Genomic DNA, 22,554 nt, shown 5'->3' with positions numbered 1-22,554 from the left:
AGTGACTGTCCCCCCGCCTATCGCGCGAGCAGGCCGGACTCGCGCGTCGTCGCGACCAGCGCCACGAGGCCGGCGGCGCCGACGGCGCGCGTCGCCACGTCCGTCGTCACCGTGTAGAGAGCCACGTCGATCCCCGCCAGTCCGGCGAGGGTGCCGGCGGGCGTCAACAGGAGCGCCGGCGCCATCAGCAGCACCGAGACGACGCCGAAGCCGACGCGGGCGCCGGTCGGAACCTCGTCGTCGAGGTAGCCGATGATGGTGACGCTGAGCGCCCACACGCCGGCGAACATGCCGACGATGGGGATGACGACCTCGGGGACGAAGAAGCCGACGTCGAGCACGTCCTCGATCCCGATGACGCGGATCCCCTCCTCGCCCTGGCGCAGGAGCAAGATGCCGGGCGAGAGCACGAACGCGAAGGGGACGAGCACCTTGTTGAGCGACAGCAGGAAGGCGATCTTCCCGGTCGCCCACTCGTCGGCCTTCGCGACGCCCGCGGCGGCGTAGGCGGCCACCGCGACCGGCGGCGTCACGTCGGCCATCAGCCCGAAGTAGAGCACGAACAGGTGCGCCGCGAGCAGCGGGATGCCGAGCCCCTCCAGCGCGCTCCCGAGCGTCGCGATCAGCAGGATGTACATCACCGTCGTCGGCATGCCGAGCCCGAGGATGAGCGCCGAGATGCCGGCGATGATCAACAGGAGGATCAGCGACCCGCCCGACAGCGTCGTGATCAGCGACGTGAGGTTCGGGCCGAGCCCCGAGACGCTGATGACGCCGGGGATGACGCCCGCGGCCGCGACGGCGACGACCACCGTGGTCGCGGTCCGCGCGCCCGACTCCATCGAGGTGATCACGAACGCGCCCATGCGGTACGCCTGGTTGTCGGCGAGCCCCGGGCGGCCGACCGCCTCGGCGACCGTCTCGGCGTTGTCGTCGACCGACTCGTCCAGTTCCAGAAGCGACGACTCGCTCGCGGGCCGGACCAGGAGGACCGCCATGGAGACGACGATGGTTATCGGGCCGAGCGAGCCCGCGGCGGCCGCCAGCGCGGCGGCGGGGGCGAGCGCGGCGGCCGACTCGCCGCCGACCAGCGCCGGGGCGCTCACGCCCGCGGTCGCGTACGCGGCCGTCTGCGCGAGGAACGCCAGCGCGACGCCGCCGACGAGCCACGGGCGGTTCCGGCGGTTGTACGCCGCGACGAAGGTGATCAGCGCGATTATCGCGAGGATCGTGTACCAGCCGGACCGGCCCACCGAGAGCCGGACGATCACGAGGAAGTACAGCAGCAGGCCGATGGGGACGAGGTAGAACCAGCCGCGGGCGATCAGCGACCGGACCCGCGGGAGGTCCTCGCGCGCCAGCCCGCCGATGTCGTGGCGCGCGGCCTCGAGGTGGACCATGATCCACATCCCGAAGAAGAAGGCGATGGCGGGCACCGCCGCGGCGACGATCACGTCGTTGTACGGCGTCCCGGTGTACTCGACGATGAGGAACGCGGCCGCGCCCATCACCGGCGGCAGGATCTGGCCGCCGGAGGAGGCCGACGACTCCACCCCGCCCGCGAACTCCGGCGAGTAGCCGGAGCGTTTCATCAGCGGGATGGTGAACGCGCCGGTCGTCACCGTGTTGGCGATGGAGGAGCCGGAGAGCATCCCCATGAAGCCGGAGGCGACGACGGAGGCCTTCGCGGGGCCGCCGCGGCGCGCGCCCGTCAGCGCGTACGCGAAGTCGATGAACCACTTGCCCGCGCCGGAGGTCTCCAGGAACGCCCCGAAGAGGATGAAGATGTAGATGAACCGCACGGAGACGGAGACGGGGATGCCGAACACGCCCTGGTCGGTGAACCAGAGGTCCCGCAGGATGCTCGACAGCGCCAGCTCCGGGATGGCGAAGATCCCCACGAGCGGGAGCCCGCGCGGGATGTAGTGGCCGAACATCGCGTAGACGATGAACGCCGCCACCAGCGACGCGAGGAACGTCCCGAGCGCGCGCCGCGTCGCCTCCAGCACGAGCAGGACGCCGATCGCCGCGACCAGCATCGCGTAGGGGATCTCCCCGAGCGGCACGCCGACCGCGCTCAGGAGCGAGACCGGCGCCTCCAAGAACGGGTACACCTCCTGGACCGGGCGCGCCCGGCGGAGCCCGAAGCGCCGGATGACGTCGGCGATCTCCTGGAACTCGCCGACGACGTACAGCGGCGTCAGGAGCACCAGTCCGATCATCGTCACGTCCGCGGGCGTCACGCGGTCGCCGTCGGCGTCGACGGCGAACCAGCGCGCCGCGCCCCGCACGCGCTCGACCGCGGCCGCGCCCGTCTCGCCGGTCCGAGCCGCGACCGCGTCCGCGAGCGCGCCGAGGCGGCGGGCGACCGCCCCGTCACCCCGACTCGTCGGGAACAGCAGGAACGCGAGCACGAGCGCGAAGGCGACGTGGACCGTGTTCGCCTGCAGCGACTGGAGCGCGAACAGCTCCACCTCGCCGACCACGGGCAGCGTGATTCGAGCGGTGAAGCTGAACGCGGCGATCAGCACCTGGAACGCCGAGAAGGCGATCCCCAGCACCGCCACCACGAGCGCCGCCACTGTCGACAGCGACCGCTTGCGTTCGATCTCCTCCAGCAGCTCCTCGGTCTCCTCCGAGGAGAGCGCCGCCTCGTCGGGGTCGACGTCGGGACCTTCGGGATCGCCCTCGTCCGGTCCGTCCGGTCCGTCCGGCCCGTCTCGCCCGGCGTCGGGGGGCGCTCCCCCGTCCGTCCGTGGGCGGCCGGCCGCCCCGCGGTCCTCGTCGCGACGGCCGCCGTCGCGTCGGTCGGTGCTGTCCGTCTCGGCGCCGGTGTCGTCGCTCAATCCCATTGGAAAATCTCTGGACGGAGGGTGGTTCGCGTCCCGACGTAAATGCGCACGGTTTCGGCGTTCGACAGCGCGACGAGGTCGTGGGTCTCCCCGTCGATCCGGAGTTCGTGGCCCGCGATCCGGCCGGGTTTGACGTACAGCTCCCCGGTCGAGTCGTTCGGCGCGAAGACGAACGAGCCGTTGCCGGTCCGCTCCACGTCCGCCTGTGCGGGCAGGCCCGCCCCGTACGAGGAGAACTCCATCCGCGTCATCACGAGCCGACCGTCGCGGCGTTCGTACGTCTCGATGACGGGCGTCTTCTCGACGCTGTGGGTGTACGACAGCACGAACCCCTCTGCGTCGCTCTCGATCAGCGTCTCGCCGTCGCTCGACTCGACGACGATGACCCGCTCGGTGAGCGGGGAGTCCGGGTGCGCGACGGCCGCCGCGGTCCCGCCCGCGAGCAGCGCGGCAAGCAGCAGCACGACTGCGGCCGTACGCGCGTTCACGGCGCTACTCGAAGTAGCGGGCCGCGCCCTCGTGCAGGTCGATCGACATGCCGTCCTGCGCGGAGTCGACGCTGATGAAGTCGGTCTTGATCGTCAGGTCGTCGAGGTTGTCGAAGATGGCCGCGGTGACCGCCTCGACCACGTCCGCCGAGTACTCCTCGCGCGTGGCGATCATCGCCTGCACGGAGACGGTGTTGATGTCCGACTCGAGCCCCTCGTAGGTGCCGCCGGGGATGGTGTCGTCCGCGAACCACGAGGCGGCGTCCTTGATCTCGTCGCGCGTGGACTGGTCGAGGCTGAGGATCTCCACGTCCGCGGTCTGTGCGAGGTCCTCGACCGCGCCGACCGGCCAGCCGCCGACGACGAAGGCCGCCTCCACGTCGCCGTCGCGGAGCTGGTCCGCGGCGGTGCCGAAGCCGGCGTTCTGCTCGTCGAAGTCCTCCTCGGTGATCCCGACGGTCTCGAGGATCTGGAGCGCGTTCACCTGCGTCCCCGATCCGAGGTCGCCGGTGTTGACTGACATCCCCTCCAGATCCGTCAGCGACTCGATGCCCGCGTCCGAGCGGACCACGATGTGGATCGTCTCGGGGTACAGCGTCGCGACGCCGCGGAGGTTCTCGATGGGACTGTCGGCGAAGGCGTCGATGCCGGTCCCGTTGGCGGCGAAGTACGCGATGTCGTTCTGCAGCAGCGCGAAGTCCGCGTCGCCGGAGCCGAGGCTCCCGGCGTTCTCGACGGACGCGCCCGTCGACTGGACCGTCAGCGAGTGGGGGGTCTCCTCGTCGACGACCGTCTTGAACTCGTTCGAGAGGGGGTAGTAGGTCCCCGACTGGCCGCCCGCGTGCCAGGAGATCTGCTCGCCCTCGCTGTCGCCGGTACAGCCCGCGAGACCGACGAGTCCGGCCCCGCCGATACCCTTGAGTACGTCTCGGCGGTTCGCGCCGAAGTTAGTGTTCGTCATGCAATCGTGGAATATGACTCGATATGATAAAGGGATATCGCATGATGAAGACCGATCTCTTCGAAAATAGTGCGAATAGGTAACAACCGACTGTACAGCGGACGCGCTCGGCCGCCGGCTCCGAAGTCCCTAAGGAGAGCGCGACCCTTCTCCCGGACATGCAGGCGCTCGTCATCGTGGCTCACGGGTCTCATCTCAATCCGGATTCGAGCACGCCCACCTACCGGCACGCGGACACGATCCGCGCGACCGGCGCGTTCGACGAGGTGCGAACCGGCTTCTGGAAGGAGGAGCCGCACCTCCGGGAGGTGCTCAGGACGACCGAGGCCGACGAGGTGTACGTCGTCCCGCTGTTCGTCTCGGAAGGGTACTTCACCGAGCAGGTGATCCCCCGCGAACTCCGCCTCTCGGGGTGGGACGTCGAGCAGTGGGGGTCGGACGGACTCTCCGCGGACCAGGCCACGCTGACGGCCGCGGACACCGGCCAGACGGTCCACTACTGCGGCCCGGTGGGGACCCACGAGGCGATGACGGACGTGCTGGTCCGGCGCGCGGAGACGGTGACCGGCGACCCCGACGTAGGCGAGGGGTTCGGCTTCGCGGTCGTGGGCCACGGTACCGAGCGCAACGAGAACTCCGCGAAGGCGATCGAGTACCACGCCGACCGCATCCGCGAGCTGGACCGCTTCGACGAGGTCCGCGCGCTCTACATGGACGAGGACCCCGAGGTCGACGACCTCCCCGAGTTCTTCGAGAGCGACGACGTGGTGCTCGTCCCGCTGTTCATCGCGGACGGCTTCCACACGCAGGAGGACATCCCCGAGGACGTCGGCCTCACCGACGACTACCGCGAGGGCTACGACGTGCCCGCCACCGTCGACGGCGTCCGGGTCTGGTACGCCGGCGCGGTCGGCACCGAACCGCTGCTGGCCGACGTGGTGCTCGAACGCGCCGCGGACGCGGGCGCGGACGTCGAGAACGCGCTGGAGTCGGTGCGCGAGACGACCCGCGTCGCCACGGGGGACTGACGATGGCGGACCGCGCCCCGGCGGCCGCCCCCGCCGACCCGCCGGACGTGACGCTCGGCGGCGCCGCCTTCGACGCGCTCGTCCGCGCGCTCGACGCCGGCGAGTCGGTCGACCACGGCGGCTTCACCGCACGGCCGGCCGACGCTGACGGCGACGGCTACCGCGTCGAGGCGGCCGACGGCGAGCGCCACGAGGGACTCTCCGAGAGCGGACTCCACGAGCTCGCGAGCGCGCACGCGACTGCGGTGACCGACTGGCACTTCCTGACCGAGCGGGTCGGCGAAGGCGGTCCGCGCGCCTCCTTCGTTCGGTGGCTGGAGGGCGTCGACGTGCACGGTGTCGACGCGGAGGGCGTGGCCGCCCGGTACGCCGCGCTCGCGGACGGCGCCGCCCGGGAGTGGGGCCAGCTGCTCGTCTCGGTCCGGCTCGGCGACCGGGGCGACCGCGTCTACGAGGTCAGACACGCCGACGAGGCGGGCGCGGACGCCGCGGACCTCGACGGCTACGACGACCCGCTGGAGGCGCGCCGGCTCGTCAAGTTCGACGACGACGACCGATACCGACCGCTCAAGACCGCGCCGACGCTCCCCACCGGCTGGGTCTTCGCGGCCCTCGACCACCGGAGCGTCTACGAGACGGTCGAGACGGTCTACCCCGCGACGGTCGCCAACTGGCACCGCGAGCGCGAGGGGGAACTCGACGTGAACCACTGGCGCGAGACGATGGAGCGGCAGTCGGGCATCTACGGCGTGATCCGGACGTGGGACCGCGGCGAGGGCCACGAGCACGTGAACTGGGTCGCGGAGGCGACCTGCGACGACTCGCAGTGCCTGAAGCGCCGCGAGTGGGAGTACGACGAGGAGACCGACCTCGACGTGGACGGCGGCGACGGCGTCTTCCCCTGCCGGGAGCCCTGTTCGCTCGTGGTCTCCGCCGCGCGCAAGTGGACGAAACTGGAGGGCGAGACCGAGCGCACCTACGAGTTCGAGCTGACGCCGAGCGAGAAGGAGCAGGTCGAGGCGATCATCGACGCGGTGGCGGACGACCGCACGGACGAGATCCGCGAGGCGGACGTCTACGAGGGGGCGAACCGCTACCGCACGCGGTTCCTGCGCGCGAAGCGGTTCGACGAGGCGGGGAACCTCTGCGGCGTTCCCACCGACGCGGACGAGGAGTAGCGCTCCGGTCCCGCACGAGGAGCGGGTCCGGTCACCGGACCGCGAGGTAGCTCGCCGCCGCGGCCGCGAGGACGACGACCGCGGCGCCCGCCTGAACCAGCGGGCTGTCGACGGCGAGCGCGACGGCGACCGCCACGACGAGCGCGACCGCCACCACCGCGACCGCGGTGACGCGCTCGCCGGTCAGGTGCTCGTCGACCGCCGCCGCGAGCGCCTCCGCCGGCGTCGGTTCCGGCTCGCGCTCCGGCGGCGAGGAGAGCGACTCGTCGACGATCACCGGCTGCTCGTTCCGCGGGCGGGGCTCGACCGCGAGCGTGACGTACTCCGTGGCCGCGCCGTGGCCGACGACGACTTTGAGTTTCCCCCGTACGGTGTCGTCCGGCTCGGCGGCGGTCACCTGGACGTGGGTGACGCCCTCGCTCTCGACGTAGTGGTTCGTGGCGGCCAGCGTCGCCACCTCCGCGAGCGTGTCGTCGAGGTTGAGGTGGACGTGACTCGCCTGCCCGCGGTTGACGAGCGCGATGCTGAACGACCCCTGGGCGGCGAAGCGGTCCGGCGCCGCGATGGAGTGGACGCCGTCCCCGTTCAACTCGACCTGCAGCGTCGACACACCTCGTCGTCGCGCCGACGCGTCAAAAAGGTTCAGTACGGCGGTTCGGTCCCCGACGCGGCGTCGCCACTCCGGTGCGGCGTCGCGACGGTGACGCGGCGCGCGACCGAGTCGGGTTCGCCGTCCGAAAAGGCCGGAGCTCCCTACGCAGCCGCTTCCTCTTCCTCGCGCATGTCCGGCGGGAGGAGGTTCGGGATGCCGTCCTCGATGGGGTAGACCTCGCCGCACTCCGTGCAGGTCAGCGTCCCGGCGATGACCTCGCCGTCCTCGCGCTCCGTGGCGTCGAGTTCGAGGTCCTCCTTGTCGAGCGGGCAGCAGACGATGTCCAGCAGCGACTCCTTCATGGTTCCGGGTTGACGGGGATTCGGCAAAAGCCTACGGGTTGGGCGGCGCGCCCCGCGATCGACCGGGCGTGGAGTCGGTCAGCGCAGGTCGACGCTCACGGCCGCAGGCGTGGCGTTCTGGAGGTTGTCGCCAACGGGACACCGCTCCTCCACCTCGGCGGCGAACCCGTCGAGTGCCTCGTCGTCGCCGTCCGCGGCGAGCTTGACCTCGACCCGGATCTCCTGAAACCCGGCGCGCGCCCCGTCGCTTCCATGCGCGAACTTCCGTGGGTCGAGATCGCCCTCCAGGCCGAGTTCGATCCCCTCGATTTCGACGCCGCGGTCTGCGGCGACGTTGTGCGCGGTGAGGTTGAGACACCCCGCCCACGCGCCGAGCAGGTACTCGACCGGCGTCGGCCCCTCGTTCGTCCCGCCGACCGCGGTCGGCTCGTCGACGACGAACTCGAAGTCGCGAACGCTCACCGTCGTCCGCGAGGACGTCTCTCCCTCGGCCGTCACGGAAAACTGCTGTGTCGGGTCGGTTTCGCTCATCGCGTGGCTATTGGTCGGACGCGGCGTCAACCCACGGACCGGACCGAGTGCTGCAGCCGTCGATGACGGTCAGTCTCGGTCAAAAATGGCCGATCGCGGGCCGTGTAACCTCCACGAGGCCGAAACCGTCGAGTTCTCGTCTCGTCTGCTTCGGCGATCGTTGCCGCGATCGCCGTCGACGGCGCGCCGCGGCCCTGCTACAGCCGGTCGAAGGGGTTCGCCAGCTCGACCGTCTCGGCGCGGTCCGGACCGACGCCGACCGCGTACACCTCGGTGTCGAGCTCCTCGGCGAGGTACGTGAGGTACGCCTGCGTCTCGTCGGGGAGCGCGTCTCCGCCCTCCGCGACGGCGGCGTCCCAGTCGGCGTCCTCGCTCCACGGCTCGAACTCGCGGAACACCGGCTCGCAGCGCGCCCACTCCTCGGTCGTCGCGGGGACCGTCTCGATGCGCTCGCCGTCGAGCTCGTAGGCGTGACAGACCTTCAGCTCGTCGAGGCCGGCCAGCACGTCGACGTGGTTCACCGCGATGCCGGTGAAGCCGGAGACGCGGGCGGCGTGGCGGAGCATCGGCACGTCGAGCCAACCGATGCGGCGCGGGCGGCCCGTGACGGTGCCGAACTCGCCGCCCTTCTCGCGGATGTAGTCGGCCAGTTCCTCCTCGCGGTCGGTGCCGTCGAGTTCAGTCGGGAGCGGCCCGCTGCCGACCCGCGAGAGGTACGCCTTCACGATGCCGACGACCTCGCCCTGCCCGACGACGGTCGGGCCGACGCCGGAGCCGACCGCGGCGCCGCCCGCGGTCGGGTTCGAGGAGGTGACGAACGGGAAGTTCCCGTGGTCGACGTCGATCATCGTCCCCTGGGCGCCCTCGTACAGCAGGTCGTCGCCCGCCTGCCGGCGCTCGTGGAGGAAGTCCGAGCAGTTGACGGTCATGTCCTCCTCGGCCATCCGGGCGCCGTGTTGCCCGTACTCGGCGACGAGGTGGTCGACGTCGAACGCCGAGGCGTGCTCGCCGGTCGAGACGTCGAGCCCGTACACCTCCTCCGCGAGCGCGCGCTTCTGCGGGACGACGTACGAGAGCCGCTCGCGCAACGCGTCGGGGTCGAGCAGGTCCGCGATCCGGACCCCGCGGCGGCCGGCCTTGTCCTCGTAGGTGGGGCCGATGCCGCGGCCGGTCGTGCCGACCTCCTGGCCCGACTCGTCGTCCGCCTTCGTCTCCTCCTCGACGCCGTCCAGCACGCGGTGGTACGGCATGATGACGTGCGCGCGGCGGGCGATGCGAACGTCCGGGTCGAGCCCCTGTTCGCGGAGGTCGTCCAGCTCGTCGAACAGCGTGCGCGGGTTGACGACGCAGCCGTTGCCCAGCACTCCGATCTTGTCGCGGACGGCCCCCGAGGGGACCAGCGAGAGCTTGTACTCGGTGCCGTCCTCGACGACGGTGTGGCCGGCGTTGTCGCCGCCCTGATAACGGACCACGACGTCCGCGTCCCCTCCCCACCGGTCGACGAGGGCGCCCTTGCCCTCGTCTCCCAGCTGGGAGCCGACGATGGTGACAGTCATACGTTCGTTCATCGGCAGGGGGTGTGAAACCGATTACGGTCCTCGGCGACTGATGATCCAAGAACGTGTCCTCTCGCCGAATCGGTTCCGTTTTTCTACCCTTGTACGTGCATGGGTGGCCCTCGGAAGGAAGCCGAGCACTCGACGGGCCACGGCCGGCCGCACCCGCGAACCGAACCGTTAACTACTCCCACGATAAACGATCGGACGCCGGTTTTCTCGGGACGCGCCGCGGACAGCAACTTTTAAACCCCCGAAAGACAAGTTAACATGTGGCATGATAGACCGACTTGAGAAGGAAGTCGATATGTTGGAACGGCACCTGCAGGTCCTGAAGATGGTCATCGAGAACGAGCCCATCGGGATCGTGAAGATGTCCAACGAGACGGGCTACCCCCACCACAAGGTGCGCTACTCGCTCCGCGTGCTGGAGGAGGAGAACCTGATCGAGCCCTCGAGCCAGGGCGCGATCACCACCGAGCGAACCCACGAGTTCGTCGACGACCTCGACGACAAGCTCGACGAGATCGTCGACAAGCTCGGCGAGATGCGGATCGACTCGGGCGCGGAAGTCGAGAGCTGAGCCGTCGGTTCGAACGTCGGTCACGGATCGCATCGTCGGTTTCGATTTCGTCCCTCCGTCGCTCGCAGGAACGCTTTCGGAGCGGCTCCTCCCGCTACAGTTCGGGCACCGTCAGGTGGAACCCGCCGTCTCGCGACTCCGCGAGACACAGGTGGTAGCCGCGCTTTCTGGCGATCTTCACGTAGCTCTTGCGCTTCGATCGGCTCAGGATGCCGCCGCCGGTGGCGTCGTCGGCCGTCTCCAGCGCCCCGGGCTCGAAGAAGCTCGACGTGACCGCGAACGCGGCCGCGAACGCGTCGTCGGACTCCGCGAGGTGGCTGCCGTGCTCGACCAGCTCCTCCAGCGTCCGCTCCGGCGTCGGCTCGCGGCTGTCGTTGAGGTCCGCGACGAAGAGCGGCGTTCCCATCCGGTCGCGCAACACCAGGTCGAAGGTGCGCTGCTCGCGTGTCTCCTCGCCGTCCTCCGTGCGTCGGATTGACGCGGAGCCGCCGATTTCCGCGCGGTCGATCTCCGGGATCGCGTCGTACAGGTCGGCGAGCGCCCCGACGTTGCCCGTCTCGCGCACCTCGAACGGGAGCTCCTCGGCGACCCACCGGGTGAAGCCGTACTCCATCGTGCCGCGGAGGAACTCCTCGTAGGGCTCGCCGTCGACGACGACACCCTCGTCCTCGAAGCTGGTGTGGTACTCCAGCCGGAGGTTCCCGGCGAGTTCCTCGCGGCTCACTTCCCCGTCGTGGGCCTTCTCCAGCGTGGCGCCCCCCTGCGACTCGTAGCGCACGAACAGGTTCGTCCCCGCGAGCGCGTCGGCGGGCGACATCGTCCGATCGCCGTCGGGAAGCTGTGCGCGCGCCTCGCGGAGGTCGCCGCGGACGGACTTCAGTTCGGACTCCAGCTCGGCGACCCGCGACTCCAACCGCTCGGCCTCCTCGCGGTACTCGTCGCGCTCGGCGGCGACCGCCTCGCGTTCCTCGGCCGCCTGCTCGCGCTCGGTCTCCGCGCGGTCGAGCTCCTGCTCGAGTCGGTTGACCTGCCGCTGGAGCTGGCTCCGCTGGACCGACGGTCGCTCGCTCACGGCCTGCTTCCTGTCGGCGGCCGTCTCGGGGTCCGCCTCCGACCCGGTTCCCGTCGGCCGGGGCTCCGTTCGATCGCCGCGGTCCCGGCCGTCGCCGCCGCTCGACCGGTCGCCGCTCGCTGCCTCGCTCGACCCGCCGCGCCCGTTCCGGGTCGACTGGCCTCCGCGCTCCGCTCGACCGCTCGACCGCTCCGCTCGACCGTCCGACCCCTCGCTCGACTGCTGTGGCCGCGTCCGGCCCGGCCCCGCCTCCGTCGGATCGAGCGCCGGGATCGACCGCGCCTCCCGCCACTCCTCCTCCTCGGAGAAGACGTCGTCGTCCGGGTCGGCCGGGGTCGACTCGCTCGTCGCCTCCGACTGCTGAGCGGCGACGTGGCCGGCCTCGCGCGTCTCGGCCGGAGCGTCCCCCCACCCCTCTGGAGGCCGTGCCCCCGAAGTGGACTCGTCGGCGGCGGTCTCGGCGTCCGACTCCCGGGACGGTTCGGGCCGGCGGTTCGACGGCGCAGCGGTCCGGCTCACGTCGGCGTCCGCGTCGGCGTCGCCGGCCGTCTCGTGGGTCGCGTCGTCGGCCGTCTCGTCCGCCCTCCCGCCGGTCGTCTCGCCGGGCGCCTCGTCGGTCGGCCCGTCGTCCGTCCGAGCGTCCGCGTCGGCCTCGGAGGCCCGCCTCCCGGCCTCGACCGTCTCCGAGTCGGATTCGGCAGCGGACTGTGCGGGGTCGGGATCCCCCGCTCCTGCGTCCGTGGGCTCGCTGGCCGCGGTGGACGACCCCGTGGCCGCCGAGGGGTCGGGGTCGATCGGCCCGACGGCCGTGTGGTCACTGTCGCCGTCGTCTGAGGCTGCTCGGTCGGACTCGGCCGTCTCGGCGGCGGTCCGTTCGTCCTCGCTGTCCTCATCGGCCGCGTCGGTCGCGTCGTCCGTCAGAGCGTCCGCGTCGGCCGTGTTGGCCGCGTTGGCTGCGTCGGCCGCGTTCGGCTCGGCGTCCGGAACCTCGCGCACGTCGAGGTCGACCTCGACCACGCGGTAGATGCCCACCTCGTCGTCGGCCAGGTCGAACGCCTCCTCGCCCGTCTTGAGGGTGCGGGAGTTGCCGACGAACGCGCACGCCAGCGACTCGCCGCCGTAGTAAGCGACGTAGTAGTCGCCCGACAGCACGTTCTCGGAGAGTTCGACGTAGCCGGTGAAGTTGCCGGCCGACAGCGTCGTGTCCGCCTCCGAGAGCGGGGTGTCGTTCGTGTAGTACTGCGCCCGCGTCTCGCCGCCCAGTTCCTGCATGGCGTACAGCAGCGGGAGGGCGTCGTGCGGGGCCTCGTAGGCGGTGCCCGACGCGTCCGCGAAGCCGTCGAGGTCGCCGTCGATCACTCCGACGACGCGGCCGTTCAGCATGAACAGCCACGCGGCGCCGTCGGTGACGGCCCCGGAGAAGTCCCGGTCCGCCAGCCGGCGGAGCCCGGCGTAGCCGTCCGCGTACGACGCCTCGTCCCAGCCGGTCACGTTGTCGATACGCTCGGCGTCCATTTGGGCTATCTCGCCGGAGGCGACGCAAATACTTTCCGGAGCGTGGGACGGGCGTCTGACACGTCTCGCGGGCGCTACGTGTTTTTCTCGTGACAGCGAGCCTGAACGCGTTCGACCGAGCCGCCCGCCGGTCTTACGCCTCGCCGACCGTCTCGATGGCCTCGATGCCGAGCCGGACCACGTCCGCGTCGAGGTCCGCGGCGCGGAGGTCCGCGGGCGCGTACCAGTCCCACGCGGCCGCCCCTCGCTCGTCGTGGCCGTCGGGGTCGATGTCGCGGCCGTCGACCCGCGCGAAGTAGCAGTGATCGATGTGCTGGTGGCCGACGCTGCCGTCCTCGTGGACGTTGATGTCGTGCAGCATCAGGTGTGCCGGCTGCGGGAGGCTGTGGCCCTGCGGCCCCTCGATGCCGGGGTCGTCCGCGACCAACTCGGCCTCCAGTCCCGTCTCCTCGCGAACCTCCCGCAGCGCCGCCTCGTGCGGGAGCTCGTCGCGGTCGACGTGTCCGCCCGGCGGGAGGCGGATGCCGAGCCGCTCGTGGGCGTGCAGCGCGGTCGCCCCGTCGTTGACGATGTACGTCGTCGCCGTGAAGTGGCGCGTCGTCTCCATGCGTCGGCTCAGGCGGGCGCGGAATATGGCCGGTTCGGTTCGCGGTCGGCCGGGTCCCGCCCGAACAGTTCCCTCTCAGAGTTCCTCCGTCCGGATCCACATCCCCTTCGAGGCCGGCGCGCTCTCCCGGAAGCCCCAGCGCTCGTAGAAGCCGTCGACGTCCGCCATCAGGTTGACGTACGCGCCCGCGGGCGCCTCGGTGCGGAGCCACGCGACGAGCGCGTCCATCATCGCCGTCCCGACGCCCCGCCCCTGATGCGCCTCCGCGACCGCCATGTCCGAGAGGTGGAAGACGGAGCCGCCGTCGCCGACGATCCGCGCCATGCCGACCGGCTCCCCGCTCGCCTCCTCCACGACGTGAACGCCGTAGGTCGTGTTCGGGAGCCCCCGCTCGACCGCCTCGCGCGACCGCGGGGTCATGTCCGCGGCCGCCCGCAGGGACAGAAACGCCTCGACCGAAGGGGTCGTCTCGCGGAGCGCGTAGCCGGCCGGGAGCGAGGGGTCGGCCGCCCGCCGCGCGTGCTCGTCGTCGCTCATAGACGGCGTCGCGCAGTCGCACCGGTTTGTGGTTTCGAAAAACTGCGGACCGCGCGGTCGGGGAGGCCCGGTCGCGCTCGGAGACGCAAAGCGGTGCGCTCGGGGACGGGATTGCGTGTGCGGGAACAGAAATGCGGCCGCCGAGACGTGCGTCTAGCGACAGAAATGCGGCCGCCGACCCGGCTATTCGTCGCCGTCGGCGGCGTCTTCGGCGTCGTCCTGTTCGTCCGCGAGCAGGCCGTGCTCCTCCAGAACCGTCTCCAGCTCCGCGGGGCTGCGCTCGTGGAACTGCTCGTCGTCGACCTCGATCGTGGCGACGCCGACGCCCTCGGGGGTGAGCCCGTCGTCGTTCACCTGGTCGAGCGCCTCGAGCGCGAGGCCGACCGCCTCCTCCGTCGAGAGGCCCTCCTCGTAGTGTTCCTCGAGGTAGTCGCGCACGTCGGAGCGGTTCGCGCCGATGGAGAGCGCCTTCCACTCGTAGGGGGTGCCCGACGGGTCCGTCTCGAACAGGCGCGGCTCGCCGTTCTCGATGCCGCCGACCACGAGCGCGACGCCGAACGGCCGCGCGCCGCCGACCTGCGTGTACTGCTGGATGTGGTCGGTGATGTTCTTCGTCAGCGTCTCGATGCCGATGGCCTCGCCGTAGCGGAGCTGGTTCACCTGCGCCTGTCGGCGGGCGAAGTCGATCAGCTGGCGGGCGTCCGCGACGTGGCCCGCGGAGGCGACGCCGACGTGGTCGTCGGCCTTGTGGATCTTCTCGACGCTCGCCGGCTCCATCAGCGGGGAGCGGGCGCGCTTGTCCGCCGCGAGGACGACGCCGTCCTCGGCGCGGACGCCGATGCTCGCGGTCCCGCGCTTGACGGCCTCGCGCGCGTACTCGACCTGGTAGAGGCGACCGTCGGGCGAGAAGATGGTGATCCCGCGGTCGTACGCCTGCTGTTGTTGTCCTTGCATGGTTTACTCGAAATCGAGCGGCGTCGCGCCCACGCGGCCCGCGTCCGCCTCGACGTCGGCCGCGTCCCCGCGGACGACGGCCGGTCGCTCGGACCCCGCGAACGCGACGTCTCTCCGTACCGAATTTCCGCCGCCCCGACCCATATATCTTTCCTCACAGGCACGTACCGTGCCCGAGATCCCGCGCACGGTCACGCGGACGGGGTCCCCGCCGACCTCGCTGATGCAGGCCACCGCCGCCCGCGCCTCGCCGACGTGGCCGTGTCTGACACGGACCAGCGCCTCGCCCTCGCCGTCGGAAAAGGAGAAGTCGAAGAGGGAGAGGTCGGCGTCCGCGCTCCCGGGGTCGCCGAGCAGGTTGCCCGCGCTGTACCAGAGCGCGCGCTGGAACTCACGTCGCGAGAGGTCGGCGTCCGGCCACGCCTCCAGCCCCACGGCGAGGTAGCGCCACCGCGGGCGGAGGTGTTTCGGGAGGTGCTTCACGCGACGCTACTCCGCCCCTGGCACCTCGTCGCCCTCGCCGATCCGGTGGGCGACGATCACGCCGATCATGTCGTGGACGCGCTCGACCGCGGTCACGGCGAAGCCCAGATCGGTGAACGCCTCCACGAGCGTCCCGACGGTTGCGGGGTCGTCGACCTCCGGGCCGTAGAACTCCTCGTTCCCCTCGGTCCCCTCGAAGAACATCAGGTCGCCGAGCACGATGCGGTCCGCGCCGGTCGCGGCCCACGCGGCCAGCGCCTCGCGCTTGCCCGCGTCGTCGAGGTGATGCAGCGCGAAGTTCGAGGTGACCACGTCCACGCTCGTCCCCGGGTCGAGGTTCGGGTCGCGGAACTCCCCGTGACCGAACTCGACGTTCTCGACGCCCTGCTTTTCCGCCTTCGCGCGGGCCTGGTCGAGCATCCCCTCGCTCACGTCCCGACCGATCACGCGCGCGGCGCGGTCGGCGACCCCGAACGCGATGGCCCCGGTTCCGGTCCCCATGTCCAGCACCACGTCCCTGGGTTCGGGGGCGGCGTGCTCGATCACCAGCGACGCGCAGGCGTGATACTCCTCGCTCTTGGACTCGTCGTAGTCGGCCGCCTTCTCGGTGAAGCGGGCGGCGTGTTCCTCAACGCTCTTCTTCATACCGCCCTCGTTCGACCCCCGGCGCAATGAACTCCTCGGAGAGCCGCCGCCGGTTCGTCCCGACGATCGCGTCCCACTCGGCCAGCCCCGCCGCGACGCGCTCCGCGGAGAAGCCGATCGCCTCGCCGACCGCCCGAAGCTCCCGCGGCGCCCTGAGCTGGAGGTGGCTCCGCGCGTTCGCGCTCACCACGTATGGCGCGTCGTAGTGGTCGACGATCTCGCGGAGCTTCCGGAGGTCCGAGAGCGCGCGCACGCGGTCGCCGCCGGTCGAGCGCAGCACCGGCCCGAAGTCGAACTCCACGCGCGTCCCGTGCTCGGCCGCCGCCTTCGCGAGCACGTGGTTGAACTCCCCCCGACCGGCCATCGGCCGCGAGAGCACGTCGACGCGGTCCGACTCGACCGCGAACCGGTTGAGCGCGTCGTCGCCGCCCCGCAGCGTCACCACGGTGAAGTCGGGCCGGAAGTTCCCGACCGCGCCGCCGGCGCTGCCGGGGTCGTCCGCTCGGATCTCGACGCCCGCGGCCACGTCGACGCCGTACTCCTCCCGGATCGCGTCCGCGTCGAAGTCGGCCTCGCGCGTGCGGACCACGATCCCGTCGTACCCCTGTTCGGCCGCGGTGCGGGCGAACCGCGCGACCGTCGCCTCCCCTTCGGGGTGTGCGTGGACCGCCTCGTACATGCCCCGGCGTTCGGCCCCCCGTGCTTTGGCGGTTGCGCTTTTCGGGGACCGGCCTCCTCGAGACTCGTCGAACCCGCCGCGAAGGTTCATACGGAAGGACGCGCCCAACGCGCCACGGGCGTTCGCGGTGTCTCACCCGGGACACCCGGAGTCCGAATAAGCCGGTCCGCCGCCCGCGGCGACGCGCCGTCGCGCGAGTCCGCCGGGAGCCGCGACGGCGGGCCGGTCGAGCCCTCGTCCGCCAGCCGCGGGTCCACCGAGCGTGCGCGCCGTGCCCGACCGGCCCGCCGTCGCGGCTACTCCAACTCGTCCGGATCGGCGGCCGCCTCCGCGGCGTCGACCGCGGCGCGGTTCGCGGCCACGTCGTGGACGCGCACGATGTCCGCTCCGCGATCGGTCGCGACCGCCGTGCCAGCGACGGTCGCCGCCTCGCGTTCCTCCGGTCCTCGTCCGATGGCGCCGAACAGCGACTTGTGGGAGTGGCCGACTAGCACCGGACAGCCGAGCGCCGCGAACTCGTCGACGCGGCCGAGCAGCTCGAAGTCCTCCGCGGGCGACTTCCCGAAGCCGAGACCGGGGTCGACGATCACGCGCTCGCGGTCGATCCCCGCGCGCTCGGCGAGCAACAGCCGCTCCTGCAGGTCGCCGACGACGTCCGCGACCACGTCCCCGTACTCCACGTCGGTCGCGGGGTCGACCGGCGCCTCGACGCTGTGCATCACCACGACCGGACAGCCGGCTTCGGCCACCACCTCGCGCATCCGCGGGTCCGCGAGGCCGGTCACGTCGTTGATCACGTCGGCGCCCGCGTCGAGCGCCGCCTCCGCGACCGCGGGCTTGCGCGTGTCGACGGAGACCCACACGTCGCCGGCCGCGACCTCGGGCACCTCGTTGACCGCCTCGACCACGGGCACCACGCGGTCGATCTCCTCGTCGACGGGGACGGGTTCCGCGCCCGGGCGCGTGGACTCGCCGCCCACGTCGAGGATGTCGGCACCCGCCGCGACCATGCGCTTCGCGCCGTCGACGGCGTCGCCCAGCGCCGCGTGTCGCCCGCCGTCGTGGAACGAGTCCGGCGTCACGTTGAGGATGCCCATCACCGCGGTGCCTTCGGCCCACGGATACGCCGCGTCGTCTCCCGCGCGGGACCCACCGCCCCGGCCGCTCACCGCGGTCGCGTCGAGCGGCGGCAGCTCGACCGCTTCGCGGAGGTCGCTCGCCACGTCCGCCATTCCGGTCCCCTCCGCCGCGAGCCGGATCGTCGCCTCGTCGTACGCCCCGACCGTCGCAGCGCAGACGACCGCGACCAGCTCGCCCCCGTCCGCCGCCTCGGAGACGATGCACTCGCCGTCGGCCGCCCGGATCGCCGTCGCCAGACGCTCCGCTCGCGCCGACTGGAGTCGGGTCTCCACGACGCGGTGGTCCAGCGACGGCGCCGTCTCGCCGACCGTCGCGGGGGCGGCGTCGGCGCTCTCCAGCAGCGCGGCCGCCTCACCCGCGTCCTCGACGCGGACCGGCCGCGGCGCGTGCGTGTACGTCGACCGCGCCTCGGCGACCGCGAACAGCGACCCGGTCACGAGCACGCAGTCCTCGGGGGCCGCGCGCTCGCGGGCGGTCCGGAGCGCATCCGCGACCGCATCGGCCGACTCGACCGTCTCCACGCCGCCGTTCCGGAACGCGGCGGCGAGCACCTCCGGGTCTTCCGCGCGGTCCAGGTCCGGCCGACAGGTCACCACGCTGTCGGGCGTCGGCAGGTTCTCGACGGTGCCGGCGTGGTCCTTGTCGTGCATCGCGGCGAACGCGAGGTGGAGGTCGCCGTAGTCGTAGTCCGCGAGCGTCTCCGCCAGCGTCTCGCAGGCGGCCGGGTTGTGCGCGCCGTCGAGGACCACGAGCGGCGCCGTCTCCAGCACCTCGAACCGGCCGGGCCACGTCGCCCGCGCGAGCCCGTCGAGGACCGCGCCGTCCGGGAGGTCGGCGTCCAGCGCCGCGGCCGTCGCCCGCGCGAGCGCGGTCGCGACGCCGGCGTTCGTCGCCTGATGCTCGCCGACCAGCGGAACGCGCGCGTCGTACGCCCAGCCGTCCCCGTCGACCGCGACCGCCGCGTCGCAGGGGCCGACCCGCCCCTCGTAGGCGGCGGTCACGTCCGGGTCCGTCGCGGGCGCCTCGACTCCCGGACCGTCGACGGTCACGACCTCGCTTCCCGCCTCGCCGGCGACCTCGCGGACCACGTCGAGCGCCTCCCCGCCGCAGGCGGTCACGAGCGGCGCGTCCGTGGGCGCGATCTTCGCCTTCGTCCGGGCGATCTCCGCGACGGTGTCGCCCAGCACCGCGGTGTGTTCGAGCGAGACGTTCGTCACCGCGGCCGCCAGCGGGGCAACCGCGCTGGTGGCGTCGTACTCGCCGCCCATGCCGACCTCGAGGACGGCCACGTCGACGTCGCGCCGTGCGAACTGCCAGATCCCCATGGCCGTGACGACCTCGAAAAACGTGAGCGGTTCGCCCGCGGCGGCCCGCTCGACCAGCCACGGCTTCGTCTCGGCGACGAACGCGGCGATGGCGTCGTCGCTCATCGGGCGTCCGTCGACCCGGACGCGTTCGGAGAGGTCCTCCAGGTGCGGGGAAGTGTACAGGCCCACGGAGAGGCCGGCCTCCCGGAGGACCGACTCCGTCATCCGCGCGGTGCTCCCCTTGCCGTTGGAGCCGGCGACCTGCACGAACGCCACGTCCTCCTCGGGGTTGCCGAGGTGGTCGAGGAGGGCCGCGACCGACTCTGTGCCCGGGCTGACGGAGAAGCGGCGGAGGTCGAACAGGAAGCTCGCCGCCTCGTGGTAGCGCATACCCGGAGGTGGTCGGGGCGTCGCTTTAGCGTAACGGACCCGGGTGGCCGAAGCGAACCCATTTAGTCGCTCCGCGTAAACGCCGCCGTATGACCATCGAGGAGGGGCCTTAGCGTGCGCGTCGTCATCATCGGGGCCGGGCAGGTCGGCGAGAGCATCGCGGCCGACCTCCAGCACGACCACGACGTGGTCGTCGTCGAGAACCGGGCCGAGCGCGCTGACGAGCTGACATACGCGCTCGACGTGCTGACCGTCTCCGGCGACGGCACGGAGCTCTCCACGCTGGAGGACGCCGGGGTCGCGGACGCCGACATGGTGCTCGCGACCACCGACGACGACGAGACGAACATCGTCGCCTGCTCGACCGCGAAGGCGCTCTCCGGGTCGGCGTTCACCATCGCGCGGATCAAGAACACGAAGTACCTGCGGACGTGGGAGCGCGACGAGGGCGCGTTCGGCATCGACTTCATGGTGTGTACGAACCTGCTCACCGCGGAGTCCATCGTCCGCGTCGTCGGGCTCCCGGCGGCCCGCGACGCCGACATGTTCGCGAACGGTCGCGTCCAGATGGCCGAGTTCGAGGTGAGCGAGGGGTCGGCGATCGCGGACCAGACCGTCCAGGAGGCGGACCGCTTCGATTCGCTGACGTTCGCGGCCATCCTGCGGAACGGCGACGTGGAGATCCCGCGGGGCGACACCTGCATCCAGACCGGCGACCGCGTCGTCGTCATCGGGTCGCCACGCAGCGTCCAGCAGTTCGCACGAACGCTCGCGCCGAAGCGGTCGCCCGAGAAGGACGCGGAGGTCGTCGTGATCGGCGGCTCGGAGATCGGCTACCACGTCTGCCGGCTGCTGGAGGAGCGCGGGCTCTCGCCGCGGCTCGTCGAGCAGGACTCCGACCGCGCCCGCAAGCTCGCGGAGGACCTCCCCGAGACGCTCGTGATGGAGTCCGACGCGACCGACATGGGCTTTCTCGAACGCGAGCACATCGGCGACGCCGACATCCTCGTCTCGACGCTCGACTCCGACGAGAAGAACCTGCTCGAGTGTCTGCTCGCGGAGCGGCTGGGCGTCGAGCGCACGGTCGCGGTGATCGACCGCACCTCCTACGTCGGCCTCTTCGAGACAGTCGGCGTCGACGTGGGGCTCTCGCCGCGGGAGGTCGTCGCCGAGGAGATAACGCGGTTCACGCAGTCCGGCTCCGCCGAGAACATCGCCTTCATCGAGACGGACAAGGCGGAGGTCCTGGAGATCCAGCTCGACGACTCCAGCCCGCTCGTCGGGCGGACGATCCAGGACGCGGTCGGGGACCTCCCGAAGGGCGTCGTCATCGGCGCCATCACCCGGAACAAGGAGTTCATCGTCCCCCGGGGCGACACCGAGCTACACCCCGGCGACCACGTCGTGGTCTTCGTGGACGCCGCGGTGCTCGACGAGGCGATGAGCGTACTGTAGCGGATCTCTTCGGAGACCCGGAGCTTTCTTGCCGCTCTCATTGGATAGCCGAACCATGTCTAGTTTCGTGGGAGGACCATGTCGGCCGTAAAAGTCGAGTGGCGAACGAGCCTCGCCGTCACCGGGACGGTGCTCAAGCTGATCGCGGCCGCGATGGCCGTCCCGCTGATCGTCGCGCTCGTCTACGGCGACGACCTACTCGTGTTCGGTGCGTCGATCCTGATCACGATCGGGATCGGCATGGCGCTCGAACGGCTCGACCCGGAGCCCGATCTCGGACCGCGCGAAGCCTTGTTGCTCGTCGCAATAGTCTGGTTTGCGGTCGCTGCCGTCGGAACGATCCCCTACCTGCTCGCCGGGTTCGGAACCGGGTCGACCCTCGCGAATCCGGTCAACGCGCTGTTCGAGTCCATGTCCGGCTTCACGACGACGGGCGCGACGGTAATGGGCGAAATATCGACCGACCAGCACTCACACGCCCTGCTGATGTGGCGACAACTGACGCAGTGGCTCGGCGGAATGGGGATCATCGTGCTGATGGTGGCTATTCTGCCGGAGCTTGCAGTCAACGGTGCCGAACTGATCCAAGCCGAAGCGCCAGGTCCGCAGCTCCAGAAGCTCACGCCGCAGATCCAGGAAACCGCACGCGTCCTCTGGAAAGTGTACTTCGCCTTCACGGTCGCGCTCGCGACTGTCCTCTATCTCCTCCATCTTGTCGGCTACGCACCGAACATGGACCTGTTTAACGCCGTCTCACACGCCTTCACCACGATGCCGACGGGTGGGTTTTCGCCGAAAGCGGACAGTATCGCGGCGTTCTCGGCGGCCGTCCAGTGGGCCATCATTCCGTTCATGGTGGTCGCAGGCGTGAACTTCGGGTTGTTCTGGCACGTTCTCACTGGCGAGACACGAAACTTCTTCCGTGACTCGGAGTTTCGGGCGTACCTCGGCGCTATCGCGGCACTGACGGCGGTGCTCTCGGGGCTGCTGTTTACCGGCGCCGCGCCGACGCTTGAGATCGGCGGTGCGACTGAAGGTACCTTCGAGAATTCGCTCCGACAGGCGGCGTTCCAGATCGGGTCACTGATGAACTCGACGGGATACGCGACCAGCGACTTCGCCCAGTGGAGCTCCTACGGACAGATCTATCTCCTGTTTGCGATGTTCGTCGGCGGGTCGGCCGGATCGACGGGTGGCGGAATCAAGGTCGTCCGGTGGCTCATCGTGCTGAAGACGCTTCACCGGGAGCTGTTCCGGACCTCACACCCCAACGCCGTCCGTCCGATCCGGCTCGCGGGCCGGGTCGTCGACGAGGCCGCGATCCGGGGCGTGATGGCGTTCTCGATACTCTACCTGCTGCTGTTCGGCGTGGGTGCGGTGTTCATCTCGCTGGACGCGGCGCGGATCGGGATCGATCTGACGCCGCTTGAGGCGATCGGCGGGTCGCTGGCGACGATCGGGAACATCGGCCCGGCGTTCGGCCGCCTCGGGCCCTTCGGATCGTACCTGATGCTCCCCGACACCACGAAGCTGTTCATGGTGTTCCTGATGTGGATCGGGCGGCTGGAGATCCTCCCCGTGTTGGTGCTTTTCACCGGCGCCTTCTGGCGCCGGTGACGGGGTTCGGTCACGTCGCCGC

The 22,554-nt window shown here is 71.0% G+C and carries 20 protein-coding genes; 5 read left to right on the top strand and 15 right to left on the bottom strand.

Features of this window, described 5'->3' with window-relative positions; translation table 11 throughout:
• Positions 1 to 17: 17 nt before the first annotated feature.
• The 3 genes from ACQE3L_RS01600 to ACQE3L_RS01590 are packed head-to-tail and all read right to left on the bottom strand — an operon-like array spanning position 18 to position 4,301.
• Entirely contained in the window at positions 18 to 2,852 is a 2,835-nt protein-coding gene (locus tag ACQE3L_RS01600; RefSeq protein ID WP_426962049.1) for a TRAP transporter permease, read from the bottom strand.
• Positions 2,843 to 3,340, bottom strand: a complete 498-nt coding sequence (locus ACQE3L_RS01595) for a DUF1850 domain-containing protein (RefSeq protein ID WP_426962048.1) — start codon at positions 3,338 to 3,340, stop codon at positions 2,843 to 2,845. The genes ACQE3L_RS01600 and ACQE3L_RS01595 overlap by 10 nt, the downstream gene beginning before the upstream one ends.
• A gap of 4 nt (positions 3,341 to 3,344) precedes the next feature.
• Positions 3,345 to 4,301, bottom strand: a complete 957-nt coding sequence (locus tag ACQE3L_RS01590; protein WP_426962047.1) for a TAXI family TRAP transporter solute-binding subunit — start codon at positions 4,299 to 4,301, stop codon at positions 3,345 to 3,347.
• A 158-nt stretch (positions 4,302 to 4,459) separates the two neighbouring features.
• Between ACQE3L_RS01590 and ACQE3L_RS01585 the strand changes: the two genes are divergently transcribed.
• Positions 4,460 to 5,329, top strand: a complete 870-nt coding sequence (locus tag ACQE3L_RS01585; protein WP_058365871.1) for a CbiX/SirB N-terminal domain-containing protein — start codon at positions 4,460 to 4,462, stop codon at positions 5,327 to 5,329.
• Positions 5,330 to 5,331: 2 nt separating this feature from the next.
• Positions 5,332 to 6,507 (top strand): DR2241 family protein, encoded by a 1,176-nt coding sequence (locus tag ACQE3L_RS01580; protein WP_426962046.1) that lies wholly within the window; start codon positions 5,332 to 5,334, stop codon positions 6,505 to 6,507.
• Between the two features lie 31 nt (positions 6,508 to 6,538).
• Here the strand turns inward: ACQE3L_RS01580 and ACQE3L_RS01575 are convergent, their stop codons facing one another.
• The 4 genes from ACQE3L_RS01575 to ACQE3L_RS01560 form a co-directional block, all read right to left on the bottom strand.
• Positions 6,539 to 7,117 carry a DUF7524 family protein gene (locus ACQE3L_RS01575; protein ID WP_426962045.1) on the bottom strand — a complete coding sequence of 193 codons (579 nt, stop codon included), beginning with the start codon at positions 7,115 to 7,117 and terminating at the stop codon, positions 6,539 to 6,541.
• Between the two features lie 143 nt (positions 7,118 to 7,260).
• A complete protein-coding gene (locus ACQE3L_RS01570) occupies positions 7,261 to 7,461 on the bottom strand; it encodes a methytransferase partner Trm112 (protein WP_058365874.1) in 201 nt (66 codons plus the stop codon).
• Between the two features lie 78 nt (positions 7,462 to 7,539).
• Positions 7,540 to 7,992, bottom strand: a complete 453-nt coding sequence (locus ACQE3L_RS01565) for an OsmC family protein (protein WP_426962044.1) — start codon at positions 7,990 to 7,992, stop codon at positions 7,540 to 7,542.
• Positions 7,993 to 8,189: 197 nt separating this feature from the next.
• Positions 8,190 to 9,548: an adenylosuccinate synthase gene (locus tag ACQE3L_RS01560; RefSeq protein ID WP_426962043.1), complete on the bottom strand. Its 1,359-nt coding sequence runs from the start codon at positions 9,546 to 9,548 to the stop codon at positions 8,190 to 8,192.
• 277 nt (positions 9,549 to 9,825) lie between these two features.
• Here ACQE3L_RS01560 and ACQE3L_RS01555 point away from each other — a divergent pair, with 277 nt between their 5' ends.
• Positions 9,826 to 10,131: a hypothetical protein gene (locus ACQE3L_RS01555; protein ID WP_426962042.1), complete on the top strand. Its 306-nt coding sequence runs from the start codon at positions 9,826 to 9,828 to the stop codon at positions 10,129 to 10,131.
• Positions 10,132 to 10,225: 94 nt separating this feature from the next.
• Here the strand turns inward: ACQE3L_RS01555 and ACQE3L_RS01550 are convergent, their stop codons facing one another.
• The 8 genes from ACQE3L_RS01550 to folP all read right to left on the bottom strand — a co-directional run bounded on the left by ACQE3L_RS01550 (position 10,226) and on the right by folP (position 19,460).
• A complete protein-coding gene (locus ACQE3L_RS01550) occupies positions 10,226 to 12,718 on the bottom strand; it encodes a DUF7527 domain-containing protein (RefSeq protein ID WP_426962041.1) in 2,493 nt (830 codons plus the stop codon).
• Between the two features lie 133 nt (positions 12,719 to 12,851).
• Positions 12,852 to 13,325 carry an NUDIX hydrolase gene (locus tag ACQE3L_RS01545; protein WP_426962040.1) on the bottom strand — a complete coding sequence of 158 codons (474 nt, stop codon included), beginning with the start codon at positions 13,323 to 13,325 and terminating at the stop codon, positions 12,852 to 12,854.
• A gap of 75 nt (positions 13,326 to 13,400) precedes the next feature.
• A complete protein-coding gene (locus ACQE3L_RS01540) occupies positions 13,401 to 13,862 on the bottom strand; it encodes a GNAT family N-acetyltransferase (RefSeq protein ID WP_426962039.1) in 462 nt (153 codons plus the stop codon).
• Between the two features lie 183 nt (positions 13,863 to 14,045).
• Positions 14,046 to 14,816 (bottom strand): archaeal proteasome endopeptidase complex subunit alpha, encoded by a 771-nt coding sequence (gene psmA, locus ACQE3L_RS01535; protein ID WP_426962038.1) that lies wholly within the window; start codon positions 14,814 to 14,816, stop codon positions 14,046 to 14,048.
• 3 nt (positions 14,817 to 14,819) lie between these two features.
• Entirely contained in the window at positions 14,820 to 15,299 is a 480-nt protein-coding gene (locus ACQE3L_RS01530; protein ID WP_426962037.1) for an Rpp14/Pop5 family protein, read from the bottom strand.
• A 6-nt stretch (positions 15,300 to 15,305) separates the two neighbouring features.
• Positions 15,306 to 15,944 carry a class I SAM-dependent methyltransferase gene (locus ACQE3L_RS01525; RefSeq protein WP_426962036.1) on the bottom strand — a complete coding sequence of 213 codons (639 nt, stop codon included), beginning with the start codon at positions 15,942 to 15,944 and terminating at the stop codon, positions 15,306 to 15,308.
• Entirely contained in the window at positions 15,928 to 16,623 is a 696-nt protein-coding gene (locus tag ACQE3L_RS01520; protein WP_426962035.1) for an RNase P subunit p30 family protein, read from the bottom strand. Before ACQE3L_RS01520 ends, ACQE3L_RS01525 begins: the two co-directional genes overlap by 17 nt.
• 296 nt (positions 16,624 to 16,919) lie before the next feature.
• Complete coding sequence (gene folP, locus ACQE3L_RS01515; RefSeq protein ID WP_426962034.1) at positions 16,920 to 19,460, bottom strand: dihydropteroate synthase; 2,541 nt, start codon at positions 19,458 to 19,460, stop codon at positions 16,920 to 16,922.
• A 114-nt stretch (positions 19,461 to 19,574) separates the two neighbouring features.
• Here folP and trkA point away from each other — a divergent pair, with 114 nt between their 5' ends.
• Positions 19,575 to 20,915: a Trk system potassium transporter TrkA gene (gene trkA / locus ACQE3L_RS01510; protein ID WP_426962033.1), complete on the top strand. Its 1,341-nt coding sequence runs from the start codon at positions 19,575 to 19,577 to the stop codon at positions 20,913 to 20,915.
• Positions 20,916 to 20,993: 78 nt separating this feature from the next.
• Complete coding sequence (locus tag ACQE3L_RS01505) at positions 20,994 to 22,532, top strand: TrkH family potassium uptake protein (RefSeq protein WP_426962032.1); 1,539 nt, start codon at positions 20,994 to 20,996, stop codon at positions 22,530 to 22,532.
• Positions 22,533 to 22,554: the final 22 nt, after the last annotated feature.

The sequence above is a fragment of the Haloparvum alkalitolerans genome, assembly GCF_050122995.1.
GTDB lineage: Archaea > Halobacteriota > Halobacteria > Halobacteriales > Haloferacaceae > Haloparvum > Haloparvum alkalitolerans.
This window is presented reverse-complemented; position numbering and strand designations above follow the sequence as displayed.

Excerpts from the sequence above, each read along its gene's own strand:
- ACQE3L_RS01555 (WP_426962042.1), top strand. The coding sequence starts at position 9,826 with ATGATAGACCGACTTGAGAAGGAAGTCGATATGTTGGAACGGCACCTG.
- psmA (WP_426962038.1), bottom strand. The coding sequence starts at position 14,816 with ATGCAAGGACAACAACAGCAGGCGTACGACCGCGGGATCACCATCTTC.
- ACQE3L_RS01525 (WP_426962036.1), bottom strand. The coding sequence starts at position 15,944 with ATGAAGAAGAGCGTTGAGGAACACGCCGCCCGCTTCACCGAGAAGGCG.
- ACQE3L_RS01590 (WP_426962047.1), bottom strand. The coding sequence starts at position 4,301 with ATGACGAACACTAACTTCGGCGCGAACCGCCGAGACGTACTCAAGGGT.
- ACQE3L_RS01565 (WP_426962044.1), bottom strand. The coding sequence starts at position 7,992 with ATGAGCGAAACCGACCCGACACAGCAGTTTTCCGTGACGGCCGAGGGA.
- ACQE3L_RS01545 (WP_426962040.1), bottom strand. The coding sequence starts at position 13,325 with ATGGAGACGACGCGCCACTTCACGGCGACGACGTACATCGTCAACGAC.
- ACQE3L_RS01520 (WP_426962035.1), bottom strand. The coding sequence starts at position 16,623 with ATGTACGAGGCGGTCCACGCACACCCCGAAGGGGAGGCGACGGTCGCG.
- ACQE3L_RS01585 (WP_058365871.1), top strand. The coding sequence starts at position 4,460 with ATGCAGGCGCTCGTCATCGTGGCTCACGGGTCTCATCTCAATCCGGAT.
- ACQE3L_RS01580 (WP_426962046.1), top strand. The coding sequence starts at position 5,332 with ATGGCGGACCGCGCCCCGGCGGCCGCCCCCGCCGACCCGCCGGACGTG.
- ACQE3L_RS01505 (WP_426962032.1), top strand. The coding sequence starts at position 20,994 with ATGTCGGCCGTAAAAGTCGAGTGGCGAACGAGCCTCGCCGTCACCGGG.
- ACQE3L_RS01570 (WP_058365874.1), bottom strand. The coding sequence starts at position 7,461 with ATGAAGGAGTCGCTGCTGGACATCGTCTGCTGCCCGCTCGACAAGGAG.
- ACQE3L_RS01560 (WP_426962043.1), bottom strand. The coding sequence starts at position 9,548 with ATGACTGTCACCATCGTCGGCTCCCAGCTGGGAGACGAGGGCAAGGGC.
- folP (WP_426962034.1), bottom strand. The coding sequence starts at position 19,460 with ATGCGCTACCACGAGGCGGCGAGCTTCCTGTTCGACCTCCGCCGCTTC.
- ACQE3L_RS01600 (WP_426962049.1), bottom strand. The coding sequence starts at position 2,852 with ATGGGATTGAGCGACGACACCGGCGCCGAGACGGACAGCACCGACCGA.
- ACQE3L_RS01540 (WP_426962039.1), bottom strand. The coding sequence starts at position 13,862 with ATGAGCGACGACGAGCACGCGCGGCGGGCGGCCGACCCCTCGCTCCCG.
- ACQE3L_RS01550 (WP_426962041.1), bottom strand. The coding sequence starts at position 12,718 with ATGGACGCCGAGCGTATCGACAACGTGACCGGCTGGGACGAGGCGTCG.